This window comes from Herbidospora sp. RD11066, from assembly GCF_054661255.1.
This window is the reverse complement of record NZ_BAAGDO010000195.1, coordinates 1-263: the sequence shown is the minus strand read 5'-3', so window position 1 is coordinate 263 and position 263 is coordinate 1. Positions and strand designations below refer to the sequence as shown.

Here is a 263-nt window from a genome sequence, read left to right as displayed (position 1 = left end):
AAACTCTGACAAGCCCAACAAAATTAGCACCCACAGCAAGTCCATACCTTGCTGATATTGCTTGAGGTATTACCTCTCCAAAAATAAGTACAAAGGTCACAGACAACACCACAGCGACAGCAGGATGAACAATCTTATCCAGGTAAATAGGAAGAGCCTCCATTGCTGCAGCATTACACAGAAGCAATGTTACAAGAAGCTGATGTTGCTTTTGGACAACTGGTAGGATTGCAGCTGCTTGTTTCTTCTCTCTATTAGAACCT

Annotated in this window: 1 protein-coding gene; it reads right to left on the bottom strand. The window is 42.6% G+C overall.

Features of this window, described 5'->3' with window-relative positions; all coding sequences use genetic code 11:
* Positions 1–263, bottom strand: a 263-nt coding sequence (locus ACYQ78_RS39720) for a DUF21 domain-containing protein (RefSeq protein WP_459806162.1), incomplete at both ends; no start/stop codon positions are given.